The organism is Alloalcanivorax marinus (assembly GCF_016785095.1).
In the GTDB taxonomy this organism is placed as follows: Bacteria; Pseudomonadota; Gammaproteobacteria; order Pseudomonadales; family Alcanivoracaceae; genus Alloalcanivorax; species Alloalcanivorax marinus_A.
Genome location: NZ_JAEKJB010000010.1, coordinates 126,357 through 148,153 on the forward strand (window position 1 = coordinate 126,357; position 21,797 = coordinate 148,153).

Annotated in this window: 21 protein-coding genes; all 21 read right to left on the reverse strand. The window is 65.9% G+C overall.

What is annotated here, in order from left to right:
• Window positions 1-55: 55 nt before the first annotated feature.
• The 21 genes from JF515_RS14220 to fliD all read right to left on the reverse strand — a co-directional run bounded on the left by JF515_RS14220 (window position 56) and on the right by fliD (window position 21,764).
• The gene (locus tag JF515_RS14220) at window positions 56-472 is read right to left on the reverse strand and encodes a flagellar protein FlhE (RefSeq protein ID WP_203105121.1); all 417 of its coding nucleotides are present in this window, start codon (window positions 470-472) and stop codon (window positions 56-58) included.
• Window positions 469-2,415 carry a hypothetical protein gene (locus tag JF515_RS14225; protein ID WP_203105122.1) on the reverse strand — a complete coding sequence of 649 codons (1,947 nt, stop codon included), beginning with the start codon at window positions 2,413-2,415 and terminating at the stop codon, window positions 469-471. The genes JF515_RS14220 and JF515_RS14225 overlap by 4 nt, the downstream gene beginning before the upstream one ends.
• A gap of 10 nt (window positions 2,416-2,425) precedes the next feature.
• On the reverse strand, window positions 2,426-4,510 hold the full coding sequence (gene flhA, locus JF515_RS14230) for a flagellar biosynthesis protein FlhA (protein ID WP_203105123.1): 2,085 nt from the start codon (window positions 4,508-4,510) through the stop codon (window positions 2,426-2,428).
• On the reverse strand, window positions 4,507-5,643 hold the full coding sequence (gene flhB, locus JF515_RS14235) for a flagellar biosynthesis protein FlhB (RefSeq protein WP_203105124.1): 1,137 nt from the start codon (window positions 5,641-5,643) through the stop codon (window positions 4,507-4,509). The genes flhA and flhB overlap by 4 nt, the downstream gene beginning before the upstream one ends.
• A 113-nt stretch (window positions 5,644-5,756) precedes the next feature.
• A complete protein-coding gene (gene cheZ, locus JF515_RS14240; RefSeq protein WP_203105125.1) occupies window positions 5,757-6,446 on the reverse strand; it encodes a protein phosphatase CheZ in 690 nt (229 codons plus the stop codon).
• Window positions 6,447-6,476: 30 nt separating this feature from the next.
• Window positions 6,477-6,866 carry a chemotaxis response regulator CheY gene (cheY, locus tag JF515_RS14245; protein ID WP_203105126.1) on the reverse strand — a complete coding sequence of 130 codons (390 nt, stop codon included), beginning with the start codon at window positions 6,864-6,866 and terminating at the stop codon, window positions 6,477-6,479.
• A gap of 49 nt (window positions 6,867-6,915) precedes the next feature.
• Window positions 6,916-8,712 carry a methyl-accepting chemotaxis protein gene (locus tag JF515_RS19640; protein ID WP_203105127.1) on the reverse strand — a complete coding sequence of 599 codons (1,797 nt, stop codon included), beginning with the start codon at window positions 8,710-8,712 and terminating at the stop codon, window positions 6,916-6,918.
• 37 nt (window positions 8,713-8,749) lie between these two features.
• Window positions 8,750-9,751 carry a protein-glutamate methylesterase/protein-glutamine glutaminase gene (locus JF515_RS14255; RefSeq protein ID WP_238401106.1) on the reverse strand — a complete coding sequence of 334 codons (1,002 nt, stop codon included), beginning with the start codon at window positions 9,749-9,751 and terminating at the stop codon, window positions 8,750-8,752.
• A 162-nt stretch (window positions 9,752-9,913) separates the two neighbouring features.
• Complete coding sequence (locus JF515_RS14260; RefSeq protein ID WP_238401085.1) at window positions 9,914-10,768, reverse strand: CheR family methyltransferase; 855 nt, start codon at window positions 10,766-10,768, stop codon at window positions 9,914-9,916.
• Entirely contained in the window at window positions 10,758-12,413 is a 1,656-nt protein-coding gene (locus tag JF515_RS14265) for a methyl-accepting chemotaxis protein (RefSeq protein WP_203105130.1), read from the reverse strand. The genes JF515_RS14260 and JF515_RS14265 overlap by 11 nt, the downstream gene beginning before the upstream one ends.
• A 42-nt stretch (window positions 12,414-12,455) precedes the next feature.
• Entirely contained in the window at window positions 12,456-12,953 is a 498-nt protein-coding gene (locus JF515_RS14270; RefSeq protein ID WP_203105131.1) for a chemotaxis protein CheW, read from the reverse strand.
• Window positions 12,950-15,019 (reverse strand): chemotaxis protein CheA, encoded by a 2,070-nt coding sequence (gene cheA, locus JF515_RS14275; protein ID WP_203105132.1) that lies wholly within the window; start codon window positions 15,017-15,019, stop codon window positions 12,950-12,952. The genes JF515_RS14270 and cheA overlap by 4 nt, the downstream gene beginning before the upstream one ends.
• Window positions 15,020-15,021: 2 nt before the next feature.
• Window positions 15,022-15,894 (reverse strand): flagellar motor protein MotB, encoded by an 873-nt coding sequence (motB, locus tag JF515_RS14280; protein WP_203105133.1) that lies wholly within the window; start codon window positions 15,892-15,894, stop codon window positions 15,022-15,024.
• Window positions 15,891-16,766, reverse strand: a complete 876-nt coding sequence (gene motA, locus JF515_RS14285; RefSeq protein WP_203105134.1) for a flagellar motor stator protein MotA — start codon at window positions 16,764-16,766, stop codon at window positions 15,891-15,893. The genes motB and motA overlap by 4 nt, the downstream gene beginning before the upstream one ends.
• 160 nt (window positions 16,767-16,926) lie before the next feature.
• Complete coding sequence (gene flhC, locus JF515_RS14290) at window positions 16,927-17,472, reverse strand: flagellar transcriptional regulator FlhC (RefSeq protein WP_203105135.1); 546 nt, start codon at window positions 17,470-17,472, stop codon at window positions 16,927-16,929.
• 9 nt (window positions 17,473-17,481) lie between these two features.
• On the reverse strand, window positions 17,482-17,787 hold the full coding sequence (flhD, locus tag JF515_RS14295; protein ID WP_203105136.1) for a flagellar transcriptional regulator FlhD: 306 nt from the start codon (window positions 17,785-17,787) through the stop codon (window positions 17,482-17,484).
• Between the two features lie 341 nt (window positions 17,788-18,128).
• Window positions 18,129-18,422: an EscU/YscU/HrcU family type III secretion system export apparatus switch protein gene (locus JF515_RS14300; protein WP_203105137.1), complete on the reverse strand. Its 294-nt coding sequence runs from the start codon at window positions 18,420-18,422 to the stop codon at window positions 18,129-18,131.
• Entirely contained in the window at window positions 18,412-19,572 is a 1,161-nt protein-coding gene (locus JF515_RS19695) for a flagellar hook-length control protein FliK (RefSeq protein ID WP_203105138.1), read from the reverse strand. Before JF515_RS19695 ends, JF515_RS14300 begins: the two co-directional genes overlap by 11 nt.
• Window positions 19,569-19,967, reverse strand: coding sequence for a flagellar protein FliT (locus JF515_RS14310; protein WP_203105139.1), 399 nt, complete (start codon window positions 19,965-19,967; stop codon window positions 19,569-19,571). Before JF515_RS14310 ends, JF515_RS19695 begins: the two co-directional genes overlap by 4 nt.
• Window positions 19,964-20,389, reverse strand: a complete 426-nt coding sequence (gene fliS / locus JF515_RS14315; protein ID WP_203105140.1) for a flagellar export chaperone FliS — start codon at window positions 20,387-20,389, stop codon at window positions 19,964-19,966. The genes JF515_RS14310 and fliS overlap by 4 nt, the downstream gene beginning before the upstream one ends.
• 25 nt (window positions 20,390-20,414) lie before the next feature.
• Window positions 20,415-21,764, reverse strand: a complete 1,350-nt coding sequence (fliD, locus tag JF515_RS14320; RefSeq protein WP_203105141.1) for a flagellar filament capping protein FliD — start codon at window positions 21,762-21,764, stop codon at window positions 20,415-20,417.
• Between the last annotated feature and the right edge of the window lie 33 nt (window positions 21,765-21,797).

Consider the following 21,797-nt stretch of genomic DNA (forward strand, 5'->3'; position numbering starts at 1 on the left):
CATTATTGGGATATGGCGGGCTTTGGAAGCGGGGAATAACGCCCGTTGGGCGGGCTTATTTGTCGGATCGATCCATACCGGCGCGCGCCTGGTAAGCCAGCGTCAGGCGCAGATCGCGCACCCGCAGCGGCTGCCGGGCGCCTTCGGCGAGCCGGAACCGGAACCGCAGTGGCCGGTCACCGCGCCAGTCGGCGGGCACCGGGGCGCGCCCCCGGGGTTGATCCAGGGCCAGACAATGCCGCCCCTGGCACAGCCAGGCCCGCGGCGCCGGCCCGATGGGCAGCCGATAGCGCCAGCTCACCTGGGTCGGAGTGGCCCCGGCGGCCAACGGTGGCGGTGTCAGCGGCCGGCTGAGGTAATCCCGGTCCGGGCCGGCCACGCGCACCGCCGGCGCGCTGGCGGTCCAGCTTCCCGGCGCCGCCGGTGCCAGCCCGGCCAGCAACAGCAAAGCGGCGCCGAGGGCTTTCCTCACGCTGAGGGCTCCAACCCCAGATCGTGGCCCAGATCGCGCAGGCTGTGGCGGGCGCGCAGCAGGGCCAGCAGGGCATCGAGCAGGGTCTCCGGCTTACGCCGGCGCGGCCCGCCGAGCAGGGCCAGTAACTGACCACGGGCGTCCAGGGCCCAGTCGCCGTCGTCCAGGTCCAGGCGCAGGGCCAGGGACGCCAGCAGCCCGGCGGCACCGCCCGGGGCGGCCAACCCTTCCCGCTGCAACGCCAGGCGGGCGCGCCGCTCCAGGGACACCAGCCCCTCGGCGCTGAGCGACGCCACCAGCAACGAAAGGGTGCGTTCACGGTCCTGGTCGCCGGGCGCCAGCCAGTAGCGGCGGCCCAATTCGGCGCCGGTATCCAGGTCATGCAGGCTGGCGAACCAGGCGCCAAGCCGGGCGCTGAGCGGCGCCCCACCGCCGCCGGCCACCGGCGCCGCCACCTCCAGACGGCGCAGGCGCGCCTGCACGGCGCGGCCCCGGTGGCGCAGCAAGCGGCTGTCCCAGGCCATGGCCTGAGCCTGGCTTTCTTCCAAAGCGCGCCGTTCACCACGATGCCAGACACGGCTATTGCCCCGCGCGGTGGCCAACCAGGGGCGGTTGTCCAGGCGATGCCACAGGGCCGCGTCGGGCAGCGACGGCAATAACCGGGCGCCATCGCCATGGTCGCTCACCGGGCCCAGGGGCAGGCCGCCGGGGTCCAGGGCAAGGCGTACCCGGGCGTCCTCGGCACCCTGCACGATGGCGTCCGGGCCGGCGGTGGCCAGGCCGCCACCGGGGGCCGCCTCGAGCAATTCGCGGAACGCCGGCACGCCTTCTCGCAGCAGACGGCTGGCGGCGTCCAGGGCCCGGCTCTGATCCAGCAGCCGGGCCGCCCAGCGGCGGTCGCCCACCGCCGGTAACCGGTCTTCTCCATCGCCGTCCGGCGTCGCCAGCAGGTCGTCAAGCAACGCGTCGGCGCGGGCCGGGGTCAGGTCCTCGGGAATGCGCTGGCCACCGCTCACGTAATGCAGGCGCAAGCCGTGGCGTATCACCAGATCCAGCAACGGCCCCAGGCGAGCGGCGTCGTCCCGCCCGGTAACGACGATATCGTCCAGCCGCAGACCGGCGGCACGGGCCAGGCCCCGGTGCACCGCCAGGGTTTCTTCCAGAGTTTCCAGAGCGGTGCCGACCGCCAACACCAGGAGCGGGCGCGCATTCGGCCCCAACCGGTGCAGCAGCGCGCCCTGGTCTGGATCACGCAAGCCCAGGCCACGGGTATCGATCAGGCAGAGGGTGGCGTCATCCACGGCGGGAGACTGACCGTGTTCCAGAACCTGGCAGGTCAGGCCTAAATGCTCCGCCCGGCGCGCCAGGATGGGCGGCGGCGGTGTTTCCATCCACAGCCGCGCGCGGGTGGCGCCGGCGCGGGCGGCCAGCTTCAGGGCGATGCTGGTTTTGCCAACCCCGGCCGGGCCCAGCAGAACCAGGGTGCCGGCCCGTTCCAGACGGTCTCCGATCAAGAGACGGCGCTGCAGTTGCCGGCGCAGCCAGGGCTCGATGCCGGCGACGCCGGCTTCCTCCGGCCAGCCGGCCAACAGATCGTCACTCAGGGCGGCGCTGAAGCCGAGCGCCGCCAGGCGGCGGCGCAACGCCCGGCGCGCCGGCGCCTCCTGCTCGCCGCCGGCGTCCAGCCTGGCGCGTAGTTCGCGCACCTCGCGCAGCAGTTGTTCGTCGGGACCGGCGTCGCCGGCGGGCGCGCCGGCGGACGATCGGGGCGCCGCCGGTCGGCGCGGCGGGGCCGGGCCCGCGTCTTCCTCCAACACCGCCAGGATCTCCACCCCTTCCGGGGTGCTGCGGTTGGCCAGGATCAGGGCATCGTCGCCGAGGGCGGCCCGCACCCGGCCCATGGCCTCGCGGTTATTGGCGCCGGTGAATCTCTGTACGCTCATGCAGGCTCCCTCAGGACGGTCCGCCGATCAGTTGGGTCACGCGCACCCCCCGGTCGTCGGGGATCTCCGCCTGGGACATCACCGCCAGGTGACGCAGACGACGGCGCAGGAAGTGGGCCAGCAATGGCCGCAGATTGTGGGGCACCACCAGCACCGGAGGATCGCCGGCGGCTTCCTGACGCTCCAGGGCGACGGCGGCCTGATTCATGAGCGTGTCCGCCAGGCCGGGCTCCAGGGCGCCACCGCCATTGAGGGCCTGGTTGAGCACCTGTTCGAGCTGGTTGTCCAGGCCGATCACGCGCAACTCCTCCTGGCCAGGGAAATACCGGTGGGTGATGGCCCGGCCCAGGGCCACCCGCACCAGGGCGGTAAGATCATGGGCCCCGGCACCTTCCGCCGCGTGCTCCGCCAGGGTGTCGAGGATGGTGCGCAGATCGCGAATCGAGACATCCTCGTCGAGCAGGTTCTGCAAAATGCGCTGCAGGGTGGTGAGCGAGACCACCTTGGGCACCACATCCTCCACCAGCCCCTTGTTGGCGTCGCCGAGCTTGTCGAGCAGTTGCTGCACTTCCTGGCGGCCGAGCATTTCGGCGGAGTGGCCGTGCAGCAGGTGATTAAGATGGGTAGCCACCACGGTGCTGGCGTCAACCACCGTGTAGCCATACACCTGGGCCTGCTCCCGTTGTTTTTCCTCGATCCACACCGCCGGCAAGCCAAAGGCCGGGTCGCGGGTGGCGGTGCCATTGACCTCGCCGGACACCTGGCCCGGATCGATGGCCAGCCACTTGCCCGGATAGGCCTCGCCACGCCCTACTTCGGCCCCCTTGAGCGTGATCACATAGGTGTTGGCGCCCAGTTCCAGGTTGTCGCGAATGTGCACCACCGGCGGCAGGAACCCCACCTCCTGGGCGAATTTCTTGCGCACGCTCTTGATGCGACCGAGCAATTCCCCCTGCTGGCGGTAATCGACCATGGGGATCAGGCGGTGCCCCACTTCCAGGCCCAGGGTGTCGATCAACTGGACGTCGTCCCAGCTCGCCTCCGGCGCCTCCGGCTGGGGCGGCGGCTCGGCCTGGATCCGTTCTTCCACCAGGCGCTGGTCGTTGCGCCGGCTCAGATACCAGGCGGCGCCGGCCAGCCCGGCGGTGAACAGCAGGAACACGAAGTTGGGCATGCCCGGCACCAGGCCCAGCAGGCCCATGACACCGGCGGACAGGATCAACACCTTGGGATTGACCAGCAGTTGCTCGATCATCTGCTGGCCCACGTCCTGCTCGGTGTTGACCCGGGACACGGTGACGCCGGCGGCGGTGGAGATCACCAGTGCCGGGATCTGCGCCACCAGGCCATCGCCGATGGTGAGCAGGGTATAGGTACGGCCGGCGTCGGCGAACGACAGGTCGTGCTGGACCATGCCGATAATCAGCCCGCCGATGATGTTCACCGCCATGATCACCAGGCCGGCCACGGCATCGCCACGCACGAACTTGCTGGCGCCGTCCATGGAGCCATAGAAGTCCGCCTCCTGGGACACCTCGGCGCGCCGCTGCTTGGCCTCCTCCTCGCCGATCAGGCCGGCGTTGAGGTCGGCGTCGATGGCCATCTGCTTGCCGGGCATGGCGTCGAGCATGAAGCGCGCGCCTACCTCGGCGATACGGCCGGCGCCCTTGGTGATCACCATGAAATTGATCACCACCAGGATCAGGAACACCACCAGACCGACGGCGAAGTTGCCGCCCACCAGGAACTGGCCGAACGCCTCGATCACCTTGCCGGCGGCGGCGCCGCCTTCGTGGCCTTCCATCAACACCACCCGGGTGGAGGCCACGTTGAGCGCCAGGCGCAGCAGGGTGGTGAACAGCAGCACCGCCGGGAAGGCGGAGAAATCCAGGGCGCGCAGGGTGAACATGCTGACCAGCAGCACCATCAGCGACAGCGCGATATTGAAGGTAAAGAACAGATCCAGGGCGAACGGTGGCAACGGCAGGATCAGCATCGCCATGATCAGCAGGATCAACAGCGGGCCGGCCAGCAGCTTGCCGTCGGCGCCGGCCAGGCCGCGCATCGGTCCCAGATAAGGGCTCAGCGCTTTCATGGCGCCACCTCCAGCTCCGGCGGTACGGTCAGGCCGCTGGGGGTAACCGGAGTCTCGGTGCCCTCTTCCCGGGCCCGCTTCAGGCGGAACGCCCACACCAGCACTTCCGCCACGGCGGTATAGAGCGGACCGGGAATTTCCCGGTCCAGGTCCACGTGACGGTACAGGGAACGCGCCAGCGGCGGCGCTTCCAGTAGCGGCACCCGGTGCTCGACACCCAGCTCACGGATGCGCGCCGCCACCGCGTCGGCGCCCTTGGCCACGACACGGGGCGCGTTCATGCTCCGCTCCTCGTATTTCAGCGCCACCGCATAGTGGGTGGGGTTGGTGACGATGACATCGGCGTCCGGCACCTTGGTCATCATGCGGTTGCGGGCCATGGCCTGCTGCTGGCCACGAATGCGGGCCTTGAGCTGGGGATCGCCCTCGCTCTCCTTGTGCTCGCGCTTGATCTCTTCCTTGCTCATGCGCAGCTTCTTGGCGTGGCTCCAGAGCTGGTAGGGCACGTCTATCAGGATCACCACGATCAGCGACAGCACCATCAGGCCACAGGCCATGGCGGCCAGGCGCAGGGCGTCCGCCAGGGCCTGCCGCAGGGGCTGATCCATGAGCGACATGAATTCGCCCCGGTGGGCAATCATGAAACTCACCGCCACCACCCCCACCAGCACCGATTTGGCGATCGCCTTGGCCAGTTCCGCCAGGGCCTGTGATGAGAACAGGCGTTTCAAACCCTTGACCGGGTTGAGCTTGCCGGGTTGCGGCTTAAGGGACTTGGCCGAGATCAGGAAACCGCCGAGCAGATTGGGGGCGATCAGGGCGGTCACCGCCAGCAAAAGGAAAAGGGGCAACAGGCCGAACAAAGCCCGTGCCCCCAGGTCGCCGGCGTGGGTCAGCATCACGGTGGCGTCGAACGCCTGCTGGCGGTCGAACAGGAAGGACTGCTCCATGACCAGACCGACCCGGCCAAACAGGGCCGGCCCCAGTGCCCACAGGCCGCCCACCCCGGCGAACAGCAGCAGTACCGTGGTGAGCTCCCGGGAACGGGCCACCTGCCCCTCTTCGCGGGCTTTCTCGCGCCTTCGGGGCGTGGCCTCTTCGGTTTTTTCCTGGTCTTCGGTCTGATCGGCCATGATGGCGACGTCCGCGCGCTATTGCTCTCGCGGAGCATTGTCGGCCAGGCCGGCGAACAGCAAACCGCCGATAAGCGACCGCTATCGGCGGCTATTCCTGGGAAGCGCGGTCGCTAGAAACCCAGTTCGTCGAGCAGATCGTCGACCTGATCCTGGCTGCTGACCACATCCTCGCCCTCGGGCTTGATTTGCGGGCCGTTCATCAAACCGGCTTCCTCGCGCTGGCGGGCTACCTCGGCGGAGCTGTTGTCCATGCGCTGGCGCATGGCTTCCCGCTCCTCGCCTTCCGGAACACTCTCCAGAAGAACCTGCAGCAGCTGACGCTCGACCTCCTGAATCACCTCCATCATTTTCTTGATCACCTGGCCGGTCAGGTCCTGGAAATCCTGGGCCATCATGATCTCCAACAACTCCTTGTTGGTATCCCGGGCCATGGCCGGCACCGCGCCCAGGTAGCGGCGGGTTTCGGTGACCAGTTCGCGGGCGTCATCCAGCTCGATCGGGTTCTCGAACCAGGCGCCCCACTTTTCATCCAGCGCCTGGGCACGGCTTTCCATCTCGTCCTGGAGCGGCTGAGCGCGATCCACGGCATTGAGAGCCCTGTTGGCGGCCTGCTCGGTCATCGAGGCTACATAATTGAGCCGCGCGCGGGCATCCGGGATCGCCTCGGCGGCTTTCTCCACTTCCTTGTCCAGCCCCAGCTCTCGCATGCTGTCGCGTAGCATGCGGGTCAATTGGCCGATCCGCTGCACCAGATCGTCATTATGCGTCTGCTCGTTCGTCGGCCGCGCGTCACCACTCATAGTCGCTTCTCCTATCGCGAAGACCGGGCGTTATTTGCCCAGCTTCTCGAAAATCTTGTTGAGCTTCTCTTCCAGGGTCACGGCGGTGAACGGCTTGACGATGTAGCCATTGGCACCGGCCTGGGCGGCGGCGACGATGTTGTCCTTCTTGGCCTCGGCGGTGACCATCAACACCGGCAGGGATTTCATCGCGTCATCGGCACGGATCTGCTTGAGCATTTCCAGACCATCCAGGTTGGGCATGTTCCAATCCGACACCACGAAGTCGAACCCACCGGCTTTCAGCTTGGTCAAGGCTTCCTGGCCGTCCTCGGCTTCCTCCACGTTGGTGAAGCCCAGTTCCTTGAGCAGGCTGCGAACGATGCGCCGCATGGTGGGGAAGTCGTCCACCACCAGAATACTCATGCCCTTGTCCATCATTTCCTCTCACTGCGTCGCGGCGCCGGGCGGTGGCCCGGCGCGTTAAGGTTCAGAATTCTTCCCAATCGTCCTCGGTGGTGACCGCCTCCCGGCGCGACGTCTCACGCACCGGGCGGGGCTCGGCGCGGGCATCGCGGCGGGGCCCGGCCTGCTCTTCATCGTCCACCGTCGGCGCCCATGCCTGCTCTTCGGGTTCCAGCGCCGCGCCGGGTTCAGCGACCACCGGTGGGCGGTCGTTGTCATCATCGGCAAGGGACACCATCATCGGCGCCGCTTCCGGGCCGGTGGCGTCGGCCAGGCGAAAGATCGCCACCGCCCGCTCCAGACGCTTGGCCTGCTCTTCCAGGGATGCCGCCGCGGCACCGGCCTGTTCCACCAGCGAGGCGTTCTGCTGGGTGGCTTCGTCCATCTGGCTGACCGCCTGGCTGACCTGTTCGATGCCGCCGCTTTGTTCCTGGGAGGCGGCGGAGATCTCGTCCATGATGTCGGTGACACGCTTCACCGCGGCCACCACTTCCTTCATGGTTTCACCGGCCTGCTCCACCAGCGCGGAGCCTTCCTGCACCTCCACCGCGGAACGTTCGATCAGTTGCTTGATCTCGCGGGCGGCGTCGGCGCTGTTGCCGGCCAGATTGCGTACTTCCCCCGCCACCACCGCGAAGCCCCGGCCCTGCTCACCGGCACGGGCCGCCTCCACGGAGGCGTTGAGCGCCAGAATGTTGGTCTGGAAGGCGATCGAGTCGATCATCCCGGTGATCTCCGCCACCTTGCGGGAGCTTTCATTGATGCCCTGCATCTTGACGGTAACCTGATCCATCACGTCACCGCCCCGGGACGCGGTGCCGGAAGCGTCGTTGGCCAGACTACTGGCCTGGCGCGCGTTGTCCGCGTTTTGCTTCACCGTGGCGGTGAGCTCTTCCATGCTGGTGGCGGTCTCCTCCAGGGAGGCGGCCTGCTGTTCGGTACGCGAGGACAAATCGATGTTGCCCCGCGCGATCTCGGAGCTGCCGACCAGGATCGAGCCGCTGCTGGCGCGTACGTCGGTAACGATGCCGCCAAGGCTGTCCTGCATGTCTCGCATCGCGGCGAACAGCTTGCCAACCTCGTTACGGCCATACACCGGGATGCGCTCGGACAGGTCGGCCCGGGCGATCCGCTGCAGGGTATCGACCGCTTTCTCCAGGGGCTGAACGACGATACGACGCAGACCCAGGTAGATGAACAGCATCACCAGCGCGGCACTGATCACCGCGCCCAGGGCAATGCGCGAAAACAACGTGGATTCCTGGTGGTAACCGTCCATCACCTCGCTGCCGCGCTGATCGGCGTAGTGGGTGAAGTCGGTGAGGCGCTTGTTGAGGTTGGTGCCCGGCCCCAGCAACTGCTGGCGCAGCGCGCGATAATCACTAAGCGAGCCATCCTTGAGGGTGTCGAGTTGCTGACGGGTAAGCTCCATTACCTTGCCGAAGGCGGTGCTCAGTTCCACGGCGAGCTCGCGCCCGGCCTCGGTGGTCTCGGTTTCACTGAAACGTTTGAAACGCCCTTCGGCACGGTCCAGCAAGCCGCCCACGTTCTGCACCTGATCGGCCGCGATCATGCGCATTCCCATGTCCAGGTAATCGGCGGCCAGATCCATTTCGATGCGCGCCTGGTTGAGTAGCGTGGTGGCGCGACTCACCTGATTAAGCTGCTCAACGTTGACCTGGTTGAGGGTGCCGATGGCATCGTCGGCCATGCGGTTGTTAAGCAGGCGCAGGCCGAACAACAGAGCGATCAGCAGGGCGCATACCACCAGCGCGCCGGCCACCGCTGTATTGATCTTCAGGTTACGAGGGAGATTAAGCATAACCAGGGTTTCCTCTGTCAGGGATTCTCGTCGTTGTTCACACCCGTTGGGCGCGGCCGGAAGCGGCCACCAGCGCCATCAGGCGCGGCGCCATCTGATCCAGGGGCAGCACCTCGGTGGCGCCGTCCCGGGCAATCGCCTCGCGGGGCATGCCGAACACCAGCGAGCTGTCCTGGTCCTGCGCCAGGGTGTGGGCGCCGGCGCGGCGCATGGTCAGCAACCCTTCGGCGCCATCCTTGCCCATGCCTGTAAGCAGGATGCCGATGGCGTTACCGCCGGCCTGCCGGGCCGCCGATTCAAACAGCACGTCCACCGATGGCCGATGCCGGTTCACCGGTGGCCCGTCGTCCAGGCGCACCACGTAATTGGCGCCGCTGCGAACCAGCTTCAGGTGGTGATCCCCCGGCGCCACGTAGACATGACCGGGCAGCACCCGCTCGCCATCCTCGGCCTCCTTCACCGACACCCGGCACAACCGGTCCAGGCGCTGCGCGAAGGAGCGCGTGAAGCCGCCGGGCATATGCTGAGCGATCAGGATCGCCGGCGAGTTCGGCGGCAACGGCTCCAGCACCTGACGAATCGCTTCCGGGCCGCCGGTGGACGCCCCCAGAATCACCAGTTTTTCACTGGATACCATTACCGGCTTCAGTTGCGGTGCCGCCGCGGCGGGCGCCGTCTGTAAACGGCGGGGCCGCGACTGCGCGGCGGCGCGTATCTTGTCGGCGATGCAATTGGCGTACTCCAGCATGCCGGTGCGAATGCCCAGCGCCGGCTTCTGCACGAAATCCACCGCGCCCAGTTCCAGCGCCCGCAACGTCACTTCCGAACCGGCCTGGGTCAGCGAGGACACCATCAGCACCGGCATCGGCCGCAGCCGCATCAGCCGTTCCAGAAAATCCAGACCGTCCATGCGCGGCATTTCCACGTCCAGGGTCAGCACATCCGGGTCGTGACGCTTGATCAGGTCCCGGGCCACCAACGGGTCCGGGGCCACCGCCACCACTTCCATGTCATCCTGGTCGTTGATGATTTCGGTCATCAGGTCACGGATCAGCGCCGAATCATCGACGCACAGCACCGTTATTTTTTTCCCGCCCAAGATCAGTCCCCCCTGCTACGGACGCCGGCACGTGGCGAGCGTCTTCCATGCTGTGGTTATCGGCGGCGTCGCCAGGTTCTTTAGGGCCTGCCCCAGGGAGCCTTAACGCACCGGCGTGTAAACGGTCTGGCCGCGCAACCGGAAGCGGTCGCTGATATAGGAAAAACTCTCGGAATGGCCGGCGAACAGCAGGCCATCCGTTTTCAGGAGCGGCGCGAAGCGCTCCAGGATGCGAGCCTGAGTGTCACGGTCGAAGTAGATCATCACATTGCGGCAGAAGATGGCATCGAACGGCGGCGTCACCCGCCAGCCCGGGGCGACCAGATTGAGAGGCTCGAAACGCACACGGGCCGCCACCTCCGGGCGCACCCGGGCAAAGCCGGCGCGCCGGCCGCTGCCGCGTTGGAAAAAGCGCCGGCGGCGGCTTTCCTCGAGCTTGTTGACCTGGGCCAGTGGGTACACCCCCAGGCGGGCCCGGTCCAGGGCATCGGTATCGATGTCGGTGGCCAGCACCTCGATGTCGGCGCGGTCGCCCAGGGTTTCCAGCAACGCCATGACGATGGAATAGGGTTCCTCGCCGGTGGAGGCGCCGGCGCTCCATACCCGCACCGGCCCGGTACGACCACGCAGGTGGTCGGCGAGCAACGGGAAGTGGTGGGCCTCACGGAAGAAGGCGGTGAGATTGGTGGTCAGCGTATTGGTGAAGGCTTCCCACTCGGCGCCGCCGGGGTCCTGCTCCAGCCGGGTCAGATAGTCCTGGAAGCGGGTCAGACCCTGCTGGCGCACCCGCCGCCCCACCCGGCTGTAGACCATGTCCCTTTTGTGCCCGGCGAGTACGATTCCGGCGCGCCGGTAAATCAACGCCCGGATGCGGTCAAAGTCGGCGTCGCGGAACACCAGATCCCGGTCCGGGGTAACCACGGCTTCGGTACTTTGACGTTCAGCGTTATCGCTCAAGATGGGTGGGCTCCTCATGGGCGACCGCGACGCGGCGCCCGGTAGCGGTGCGCGGCGCCGTCTCCGGGCCACCGTGCAGGCGGAACACGCCCATGGAATGGGTCAGGGTCCTCACCTGCCGTTCCAGGGAGGCGGAGGCGGTGGCGGAAGCCTGAACCCGGTCGGCGTTCTGCCGGGTCACCGCGTCCATCCGCGCCACCGCCTGGTTGATCTGGTTGATGCCGGTGTTCTGTTCCTCGGAGGCGGCGCGGATATCATCCATGATGTCGTTGACCCGGGTCACCGAAGCCACCACCGATTCGACGGCGCTCTCCGCCCGCCGTACCAGGCCGGCGCCGCTTTCAATTTCGCGACCGGAACCATCGATCAACTCACGGATCTCCCGGGCCGCCTCGGCGGAGCGACCCGCCAGGTTGCGCACTTCCTCGGCCACCACCGCGAATCCCTTGCCGTGCTCACCGGCGCGGGCCGCCTCCACCGAAGCGTTGAGAGCGAGAATATTGGTCTGGAAGGCAATACCGTCGATGGTGCCGATGATCACCGCCATGCGCTCGGAGCTGGTGGTAATACGCCCCATGGTCTCGACCACCTGACCCATTACCCGACCGCTCTCGGACACCGCCCTGGAGGCGTCGGACGCCAGCTCGCTGGCCTGGCGGGCACTGTCCGCGTTCTGGCTGACGGTGGCGGTCATCTGCTCCATGCTGGCGGCGGTCTGCTGCAGGGAACTGGCCTGCTGCTCGGAGCGGGAGGAAAGGTCCTCGTTGCCCTGGGCGATGTCGTGGGCCGCCGGCGCCACCACGGCCATGCCCCGGTGCATATGGCCGACGATGCTGCCAAGACTTCGACGCATCAGCTTCAGGCCCATGACCAGCATGCCCAACTCACCGCCCATGCGCTCCGGCGGGCGCGCCGCCAGATTGCCGGCGGCGATCTGCAGCGTGAAGCGGCCCGCCGTCAGCACCGGCGCCAGCACCGAGCGAGTTACCAGGCGAAAGCCCAGCGCCAACAATGGTAGGCCGCCACAGACCAGGGCGATCAGCCAGGCGCGCGCTACCGCTTCGCCGTCGCCGAGACCGCGCAGCCCGACGCCGGCGGTGGCCAGCACCAAAGCGGCGGCGGCGATGAACAGGAAGCCCATGCGGCTGCTCACCGAATGCGGATTCCAACGCCGCAGGGCGGCCAACGGGCCGCGACGGCGCACCTCCCCCTTGTGCAGATAGAGATGCCGGCCCCGGCCCTCGCGAATCGCCGTGTAATCACGTTCTGCGGCTTCGATGGAGGGGCGGTCCGCCTTCAGGCGCACCGACACGAAGCCGACGATCTCACCGTCCTCGGTGATCGGCGTCACATGGGCACGCACCCAATAATGATCCCCGTTTTTGCGGCGGTTCTTGACCAGGCCGATCCAGATGTCGCCGGCCTTGATGCACTCCCAAAGGTTCTCGAAGGCGGCTTCCGGCATGTCCGGATGGCGCACGATATTGTGCGGCGCGCCCACCAGCTCGTCCTTATCGAAGCCACTGACCGTGACGAAAGCCGGATTGGCGTAGGTGATGCGTCCGCGCAGATTGGTGCGAGAGATCAGGAAGTCCTCGGATTCAAGCTGATACTCTCGTTGTGTCACCGGCTGATTGTCACGCATCAGGGCTCCTTTTCTCGTGGTTGTCGTTCATGCGCCGGGGCTTTACTCGCTGGCCTCTTCCACCAGCGCCATCTCCTCGCTGGTCAGCAATTTCTCGATATCCACCAGCACCAGCATGCGCTCGTCCAGGTTGCCCAGACCGTGGATGTAATCCAGCGGCAGATTGACACCGAACTCCGGCGCCGGCTTGCGCTGCTCGGCGGTCAGCGTCATGACGTCGGAGACCCGGTCGACCACGATACCCACCACGCGGTCGGCGATGTTCACCACGATCACCACGGTCTGGTCGTCATAGTCCGCCTTGGCAAGGCGGAATTTGATGCGCAGATCGACGATTGGCACGATCACGCCACGCAGATTGGCCACGCCCTTGATGAATTCCGGCGCATTGGCGATGCGCGTGACATTGTCGTAGCCACGGATTTCCTGAACCTTGAGGATGTCGATGGCGTACTCTTCGTCGCCCAGGGAAAACACCAGGAATTCCTGGCTGCCGGCTTCCGCGGCGACGGTGTGTTCCAAAGCGGTGGCGTTGCTCATGACGGTTCTACCTCTTTTTGCAAAGGTTGGGAGCGATTCCCGAAAATACGGTTTTCCTTCTTGCTTTGACTAAGCCGGTGCAGGTCGGCCACGTCCAGAATCAACGCCACGCGGCCATCGCCGAGAATGGTCGCGGCGGACACGCCAGGCACCTTTCGGTAATTGGTCTCCAGGTTCTTGACCACCACCTGCTGCTGGCCCACCAGTTCATCCACCAGCAGCGCGTAACGGCGCCCCTCCCCTTGCACGATAACGGCGATGGCGCGGGTCGGCTCGTCGATGGCGCCGGCCACGTCCATGGCCTGGTGCACCGCCACCACCGGCAAATAGTCCTCGCGAACCTTGAGCAGGGTGTCGTCGCCGGCCATGGCATAGAGGTCACCGGCGGCGGGCTGCAGGGACTCCACCACCGCGCTCACCGGCAGGATGAAGGTCTCCGTGCCAACCCGGACCGACATACCGTCCAGGATCGCCAGGGTCAGAGGCAGCACGATACGGGTGGTGGTGCCCTGTCCCGGCTGTGACAGGATTTCCACATGGCCGCCCATGGCCTGGATATTGCGCTTGACCACATCCATGCCGACGCCACGTCCGGATACGTCGCTGACCTCCTCGGCGGTGGAAAACCCCGGCGCGAAGATCAGTTGCCAGACTTCATCGTCGCTCATCGAATCGGACACCGGCAGCCCGTTGCTGCGCGCCTTGGCGAGCAGCTTCTCGCGGTTCAGGCCGGCGCCGTCATCAATCACCTCGATGAGAATATTGCCGCCCTGGTGCTGGGCGGACAGGGTAAGCTTGCCGGTGCGCGGCTTACCGGCGGCCTCGCGGCGTTCCGGGGTTTCGATGCCATGGTCCAGGCTGTTGCGCACCAGGTGGGTGAGCGGGTCGATGATCCGTTCGGTGAGACCTTTGTCCAGTTCGGTGGATTTACCCTCGGTGACCAGCTCCACATCCTTGCCAAGCTTTCCGGCCAGGTCGCGCACCAAACGCGGGAACCGGCTGAACACATAGTCCATGGGCACCATGCGCACCGACATCACCGCTTCCTGCAGATCCCGGGCGGTGCGTTGCAGGAGGTTGAGACCGTTGACCAGGGCGCCATCGTCCAGGGTCTCGGAGTCCTCGGCGACCTGATTGAGCATGGACTGGGTGATGATCAACTCGCCCACCAGATTAATGATCTGATCCACCTTGGTGACCGGCACGCGAATGGAAGTGGATTCACCGCCCTTGGCGGTCTTGGCCGGTGCCTTTTCGGCGGGCGCCGGCGGTCTGTCGCCGCCGGCCTTGGCCTCGCCGGGCTCCGGGCTCGCCGTGGCCGTGGCGGAAGCGGCTTCGGCGGCGGCGGGTTGCGCAGCGTGGGCAGGTTCGGCGGGGGCCACGTCAAGCGCCTTAATCTCCAACTGCTCGGGCTCCGCGATGAAGCACATCACCGCCTCGATGTCGTCCGCGCTCAGGGACGACGACAGGATCACCCGATAGCGCTCCGCGTCACCGTCGCGGGTCTCGATGTCACCAAGCTGCCCCAGCTCCTCGATCAGCAGATCCCGGTCCTTGTCTTCCACCTCCAACAAGGCCACCTCGAAACGTCCTCCGCTGGCGGACGCCACCGGCGCGGCTTTCGGTTCCGGCGCCTTGGACGTGGTGGTGGGCGCGGTTTCCACGTCCGCCTCCTCGCCGATTTCCTCCAGGGCCAGCCGCCGCAGGGTTTCGCAGATCCGCTCCAGGGCCTCCGGGTCCGGCTCGCCGCCCTGACGATAGGCTTCCAGTTGGTCGTTCAACATGTCTTTGGCTTCCAGAAAGGTATCGACGATGTCACGGCGCAGGGCCAGTTCCCCGCGCCGGGTGTAGTCGAGCAGGTTCTCCAGCATGTGGGTGGTGCGCTGCAGCGCTTCGAACCCGAAGGTACCGGCACCACCCTTGATCGAGTGGGCGGCGCGAAAGATGGCGTTGAGCCGTTCCTGATCCGGGTTGTCCACGTCCAGCTCGAGAAGATGGGACTCCATCTCCGCCAGCAGTTCGTCCGCTTCCTCGAAAAAGGTGTCGTAGAAATCGGTGATATCCATGATCACTCCACAACCGGTTGTGTGGGGGTGCCCAGGCTGTCCGGGCGACTCGCCGCGCTCAGACGTCGCGCCGCCTGATCGGTAAGCACCTCCAGGGTGATGCGGCGGTTGACCGGGTCGCCGGGGTTGCTGCCCGGCACCGGCACGCGATCCCCCATGCCGGTGACGCGCAGCAATTTGTCCGGGTCCAGGCCGGCCGCCACCAGTGCCCGGCGCGATGCATTGGCCCGGTCCGCGGAAAGCTCCCAGTTGCTGTAGCCGGTGCCGCCACCGGCGTAACGCAGGCTGTCGGTATGGCCGCTGATGCTGAGCCGGTTGGGCACGTCGTTGAGAATCGGCGCCAGGGAACGCAGTACCCGGCGCATGGCCTCGGACAACCGGTCACTGCCGAGCTCGAACATGGGCTTTTCCTGGGTGTCCATAAGCTGCACACGCAGGCCGTCCGGGGTCATCTCGAAGCGCATCTGCTGGCGCATGTCGCGCAGGTTGGGATCGCTCTGGATAACGTTTTCCATGCGCCGACGCAGGTCGATGAAGCGCTGCCTTTCCTGAGCCGGGCGACTTTGCCGGCGCAGATCGATGCGCGCTTGCTCGCCGTCGGAATGAACCGGGTCGGGTCCGCCGCCGGGAATCGCGCTGGTGCTGGAGGAATCGCGGTCGCCATCGGTGAGCGCCACCTTCAGAGGCGTGCGAAAGTATTCCGCCAGCCCCTGCAACTCCGCCGGCGAGGCGGTGGAAAGAATCCACAGCACCAGGAACAACGCCATCAAGGCGGTCATGAAATCCGCCAGGGCGATTTTCCACGCGCCGCCATGATGAACCGGCTGGTTACGCCGCGGGCGCCGGATGACGATGGCGCGCTGGCTGTTGCTCATGCCTGGCCGCCCCCGCCGGAGCGCGCTGAACGCACATGCTCCTCGAGTTCATCGAAGGAAGGCCGTTCGGCGCTGTGCAGCGCCTTGCGCCCGAACTCCACCGCCAACTGCGGCGCGTAACCGTTCAGGTTGGCGAGCAGGGTGACGCGCACGCACTGCAGCATTTTCACGCCTTCCGCCACCTGGCGGTCGATGCGGCTGGCCACCGGATTGACGAAGCCGTAGGCAAGCAGAATGCCCATGAAGGTGCCCACCAGCGCGTGGGCGATCATCATGCCCATTTCGTCGGCACCGGAATCCGCGGAGGCAAGCGCCTTCACCACCCCCAGCACCGCCGCCACGATGCCAAAGGCGGGCAAGGCATCGCCCACCTTGAGCAGGGCGTCGGCGGGAATGTGCGCCTCGTGTTCGTAGGCCTCGATCTCGTGGGTCATCAGCTCATCCAGCTCGAGCGGGTCGACACTGCCGCTGATCATCAGGCGCAGATAGTCGGTCAGGAAGCCCATGATCAGCGGGTCGCTGGCAATGCGCGGGTGCTCGGTGAACAACACGCTTTCGCCGGGATTCTCGATGTCCTTTTCCACCCCCAGCACCCCCTCGCGACGCATCTTGGTAAGCAGTTTGTACTGCAGCGCCATGAGTTCCATGTACATGTCCTTGTCGTAGCGCTTGGTGCGCTTCAGACGACTGGCGGAACGCAGAGTGGATTTGATCGCCTTGCCATTGTTGGCGGCCACGAAGGCCCCCACGGCCGAGCCGACGATCATCAGGATCTCGGTGGGCTGATAGAGCGGCCCCAGATGTCCGCCGGCCAGGGAGAAGCCACCGAACACGGAAATCGCGACGATCAGAAAACCTAGAGCTATCAGCACAACGGGTGTCCTTCCTACAGCGTGTATCGCATTACCGTGCGTATCGGCGGAAACACCCGGGACTTGAGGAAAACGGACAGGAATTTATCGGTGGCCGGGCCGCTAGCGGCCCGTCACCCGCCGCGCGGGCGCGCGGCGGGCGGCTCGGACAACGCCGGTCTCAGGCACCAATGGCCTTACCGGCGACCGACTTCTTTCGCGTTTTGCCGGCCCGGGACGGCGGCTGGCAAATACCACACACGAAGTCCTGGCTGGGCGTGTGGGCATGGTTGACGAACCGGCCACCACAGCAGGTGCATTCGGACAGTTCGAACAAACCGCTTTCGAAGAAACGGATCAGGGTCCAGGCGCGGGTCAGCCCGAGAACCGGCTCCGCTTCGTCCAGGGCCACCTGCTCCAGGTACAACCGGTAAGCCTTGACGAACCCCTCCATGCGCTCACAGCCGTGCTGGACGGTAAGCTGACGGTAATAACCATAGAACAGCGATGAGTGGATGTTCGGCAACCAGGTAATGAACCAGTCCGTGGAAAACGGCAGCATACCCTTGGGCGGCGAGGCACCCCGCACCTCCTTGTACAAACGAATCAACCGCCCCCTGCTCAATCCGATCTCCGACTCCAGTACCTGAAGCCGTGCCCCCAGTTCAATCAGTTCAATGGCGAGCTGCACCTGCTGCATTTCGCCGACCAGACTCTTCTCCACCATGACGCCCCCTCAGTAGTCGCAGGCTGCCATGAGCAGGGAGGCGTGGGTCTGGCCCAGCCCCTGTTCACGCTTGTCACGGGTAAGCTGGGTGACCTGGTCGGCGTCATCGAGGTGCATGCGGAACAGCAGTTGATTGGTGCGCGCCATGCGCGCCAGCTGCTTGGCGGACAATGACACCAGCACCCGCGCCAGCGATTCGTCGATCTTCAGCCGGAAAAGGGCGGTGGCGTAGTCCTCGTTAAGAAGACGCTGCGCCAGCAGCATGTAGGACAGATTCAGATCCTGGATTTCATTGAGAACGCCGTCGATGTTCATGGGTGCGCTTGCTCCTTCGATAACCCCAACCGGGTAGAACCCGGTTCCCATTGAAATGAAAGCCTCTGGCTTCCATCCGGCCCCATCCGTCCATGTGGTGACGGGCACCGGGTGATACGAAAAAATCATTAGACCAGACCAATGTCTAGTCACTTTGGGTTGGCATTTTATGGTTGAAACGTATCACAGTTTTGGCGTGAAGCTCATACTTTATTGTGAATAAAATCACATATCGATTGTTTTTTTGTGACGCAATTCACATTAAAGGATTTTGTCAAAATAGAGACCTGTTAGTGCCACGTGAAGGAGTTGAAGGGCGGGAAAATCATGCTTTTAACCTATCAGCGGGAACGCTCCCCCTCCCGCTCGTCCAGGTCTCTGACCCAAACCAGCAGCTCGGCGATTACCTGGTACAGCGCCGATGGAATACGCTCATCCACATCCAGTTGCATCAGCAACGCCACCAGTTCCGGGGCGTCATGCACGAAGATATCGCGTTGCCGCGCCTCGGCGATGATGCGCTCGGCCAGTTCCCCATAGCCCCGGGCCAGCACCCGGGGGGCGTCATCGCCATCCCGGTAGGCCAGCGCCACGGCGCGGCGACGGCCCCCCTCGGGGCCTCGTTCATCGCTCATCGGCGCCCTCCTCCACAACCCTGAGGTGGACGCCGCCCAACCCCAGATTGACCAGCCGCTCCCGCAGACGGGCACTGCCGGCGCGCAGCCGCCGGGCCGTGTCCTCGGCGGCGCCGAGAGTCAGATCGAGACGGTCCCGCTCCAGCGCCAGGCGTACCCGCACCTCCCCCAGGGCGGGCAGACTCAGGGTCAGGCCGGTGCGCCAGGGCTGGCCGGCTTCGTCCCCACCGGCTTCCTCTCCGGAGGCATGCTCCCGGTGTTGCGGCGGTTTCTCGGGAAGCTGGATCATCAACGCCATGAAGATGCCGGACCAGACATCCCCCTCCCAGCGCAATACCGGCGCGGCGAGCATTTCCAACTGGTGGCGCAACACGCCGTGCAGGACATCCCGCTGGGTCTCGGAAAAGGCTGGCGCCGCGGAGCGCGCCGGCTCATCGCCAGGGAGCGCTCGCCCGACCGCCTCCACGCCGGGAGACGTGGACCCCGGGGCGGAGCGGTCACCGACTCCGGAAGGCGTCGTCGATGACGAGCCGCCCACCGTCGGGGCGGCCACGTTCACCGGGCGAGCGGGTACCGCGCCACCCGGTGCCGGATCGACCCCGGCGCCCTCCGGCTGAAGCGGGGCCGGTGAAACACCACGGGCTTCCAGGAAAACGCGCATCTGCGGCTCCCGGACCAGGGTGGCGGCGTCCCGTCTCCCCTGGAACCAGCCTTGCAGATGGGACTCGTAGAACAGACCGCTTTGTTCCAGGCTGCCGCGTAGCCGGGTTGCCAGCTCCGGCGCCCCTTGCTGGCCGGCCGGCATCAGCGGGGTGGGCTGACGGACCGCCGACGGCGGCGCCGGATAACGGGCCAGCAGATCGGCGATGGTGCGCGCGGCGGGGCTGAAATGAGTACGAGTGGAGCCGCTGACGGGGTCGGCCTTCGCTGGCGGCGGCCGGCCGGCCTCGCCCTCGGTGGCGGGCGCGCCGCCTTCCCGGGCCGGCAACGCCCGTGGATCAAGACGGGAGTCACTACGCACCGCGGTGAGCGCCTCAGCCCCCAACAGCGGGCGCACCGGGTCTGGCTGAGGGCGCACCAGAGGCACGTCCACCCGTTTGCCCAGTACCTGGTGCAACAAGGTGTCGAGAATCGGCGTAATGCCGCTCACGAGCGCCCTTTATCGAAGCGCCCGTCCACCACGGCGGCCTCCTGGGCACCGTAGGAGCGGTTCAAATCCCGTCGGCGACGTGACAGCCCGATCAACTGATCCAGTTCCTCGCGACGGGTTTCCAGGCAGAGACGCACACCGCGCTCTCTCTCCAGAATCCGTTCCAGCAGTTCCGCCTTGCGGTGGCGCTGACGTTCATTGAGCCGCACGGACACTTCCCCCCGGGCCAGACGCTCCACGTCCAGCACGTACAGGCTTTCTTCCTCGATCAGCGCGTTCCAATCCTGCCCCCGGGCGTGTTCGAGCATGCGTCCGGTGCGCACCAGCAACCCTTCATAGGCCTGCAGAACCTGTTCGCCGGTACTGGGAGCCCGGCTCGGCGCGGTCTTCGTCATTCGCCCCCCTGGGCCTTCGCGGGCTCGATCTGGCGCCAGGCGGAGGCGATGTCCTCAAGCAGACGGCCAGCCTCTTCCAGGCTGGCCGGGTCGTTGCGAAGGTTGGCGTTGAGCAGCAGCCTGGCGATGTAGTCGTACAAGGCCGCCAGCCGTTCCGCCACCTCGCCGCCCTTGTCCCGGTCCAGCGCCGCCAGCAGGCCGTTATTGACGATGTCGAGGGCTTTGGAAATGGCTTCGCCTTTGCGGGCCGGGCGCTGGTTCTCCATGTGCAGCCGGGCGGTACGGATCGCCGAGGCCGCGCCGTCGAACAACATGGTAATCAGTTGATGGGGACTGGCGGACAGAACGCCGCTTTCCACTCCCACCCGGGCATAGGCCCCGGCGCCGCGACCGTAGGCGGCCGCTCCATGCGATGTTGTCATAACCCCTTCCTTCCGACGTGGCGGTTTATTGGCCCAGCTGTGCGTTGAGGGCGTCGAATTGCTGCGTGAGGTAGGAACTGGTGGAGTTCATCTCCGCGATCATGCTGTCCAGTTTCTGGAATTGTGTCCGGTAACGAGCCAACGTGCTGTTGATGCGGTCCTCGGTACGGAGGTACTGGGTCTGCAGGGTCTCGATGCTGGTTTCCAGCCCCTCGGTGGCATCGTCCAGGGTGCCGCCGTCATCCACCATGTCGGCAAGCGCGTCATCGAGGCGCACGGCCAGGCCATCCTTGCCGGCGCGTCCGGTGAAGAAATCAGCCAGCGCGCCAAGCTGGTTGTCGACGGCGTCGTCCACCGCTTCCTCATCCACCTCCAGGGTTCCATCCACCTTGAGGGTGATGCCGATGTCGGCAAGGGTATTGAATGCCCCGCCGGCGCCGCCACCGCTGACCACGGAACGCAGCCGGGACTCAATACCACGTAAGGTGGCGTCGCCCAGCAGAGCGCCACTCTCTCCGGTGTCCTGATTGAAACGGGTCAGGTTATCGAGGGTTTCCTGCAGGGTGTTGTAGGCATCGGCGAAGCTCTTCACCGCTTTTTTGATACCGGCGCCGTCACGGGTTACGTCCAGGGTGGCGGTGCCGGTTTCCTTGAGGTTGAGGGTGACCCCCTGAATGGCATCCTCCACCTGGTTGCTCTGGCTGGTCACGGCGATGCCGTTGATGGTGAGCCGCGCGTTCAGCGCCGGCACCTCGGAATCCGGGTCCAGGGCCAGGGACGGGCCCAGCCCGCCGCCGAAGGTCACCGAATCGATGGCGGCCTCGGTGCCGGTGGCCGTGGAGGAAAGCACCAGGCGATAAGGGGTATCGCCGCCGTCGTTCATCAGCGACGCTTGGATACCACCGTCGGCGTCATTGATGGCATCGCGAATGCCCTCCAGCGTGCTTTGTTTCTCGCCGATTTCCAGATCCAGGGTGTCGCCGTTGGCAAGCGTGATGTTCAGCGTACCGGCGCCCAGGGCTTCATCCGCGGCGGCGATGCCCTGGGTGGCGATGCTGTAGCCCCGGGCGCGCTGGCTGACGTCCAGATCGTAATTCCCGGTCAGCGCGTCATCACCCAGAGTGGCGCTCAGCGCATCACCGGAGACCTCTTTTTTTACCGCCTCGAACTGCTTACCGTCGGCGAGCTTGGCGACCGCGTCCTGAAAGCTGGTAAGCGCGCTCTCCAGCTTGCCATAGGCGGAGATTTTCGCCTGATAACTTTGCTGCTTGAGGGTAATGGGTGTCAGTTGCTGGCGCTCGGAGGCTTCCAACTGATCCAGCAGGCTGTTGAGGTCGAGCCCGGAACCGATACCCAACGAGGAAATTGAGGCCATCTGACTGTGCTTCCTGTGTTCGCCGGGGAGTAT